Genomic DNA, 1094 nt, shown 5'->3' with positions numbered 1-1094 from the left:
TTCAAACCGAAGAAATCCGTCGCGCTCTCCGGCGTGACCGCGGGCAACACCGCGCTATGCACGGTCGGCAAGACCGGCAACGACCTTCACTATCGCGGCTACGACATTCTCGACATCGCCGGTGCGTGCGAATTCGAGGAGATCGCGTATCTGCTGGTCCACGGGAAGCTGCCGAACGCCGCCGAACTGAGCGCGTACAAGACGAAGCTCAAAGGCCTGCGCGGGCTGCCCGCGAACGTGAAAGCCGCGCTCGAATGGATTCCCGCCGCCGCGCATCCGATGGACGTGATGCGCACCGGCGTCTCGGTGCTCGGCACCGTGCTGCCGGAGAAGGACGATCACAACCTGCCGGGCGCGCGCGATATCGCCGACAAGCTGATGGCCTCGCTCGGCTCGATGCTGCTGTACTGGTATCACTACTCGCACAACGGCAAACGTATCGAGGTCGAGACCGACGACGATTCGATCGGCGGCCACTTCCTGCATCTGCTGCATGGCGTCGAGCCGTCGAAGTCGTGGGTCGAGGCGATGCATGTGTCGCTGAACCTGTATGCGGAGCATGAGTTCAACGCGTCGACGTTCACGGGCCGCGTGATCGCGGGCACGGGCTCGGACATGTACTCGGCGATCACCGGCGCAATCGGCGCGCTGCGCGGACCGAAGCATGGCGGCGCCAACGAGGTCGCGTTCGAAATCCAGTCGCGCTACCAGACGCCCGACGAAGCGGAAGCGGATATCCGCCGCCGGGTCGAGAACAAGGAAGTCGTGATCGGCTTCGGCCACCCGGTGTACACGATCTCGGACCCGCGCAACAAGGTCATCAAGGAAGTCGCGAAGAAGCTCTCGAAGGAAGCGGGCAACACGAAGCTGTTCTCGATTGCCGAGCGGCTCGAATCGGTGATGTGGGACGCGAAGAAGATGTTCCCGAATCTCGACTGGTTCAGCGCGGTGTCGTATCACATGATGGGCGTGCCGACGGCGATGTTCACGCCGGTCTTCGTGATCGCGCGCACGGCCGGCTGGAGCGCGCACATCGTCGAGCAGCGCATCGACAACAAGATCATCCGGCCGAGCGCGAATTACACCGGACCGGA

1 protein-coding gene is annotated in these 1094 nt (G+C 63.4%); it reads left to right on the top strand.

Features of this window, described 5'->3' with window-relative positions; translation table 11 throughout:
• A partial coding sequence (gene prpC, locus B9Z01_RS34555) for a bifunctional 2-methylcitrate synthase/citrate synthase (RefSeq protein WP_085490001.1) occupies positions 1 to 1094 on the top strand: 1094 nt, incomplete at both ends.

The organism is Paraburkholderia susongensis (assembly GCF_900177725.1).
Classification (GTDB): Bacteria; Pseudomonadota; Gammaproteobacteria; order Burkholderiales; family Burkholderiaceae; genus Paraburkholderia; species Paraburkholderia susongensis.
The sequence above is the reverse complement of the archived record's forward strand: the minus strand, read 5'-3'. Positions and strand labels throughout refer to the sequence as shown.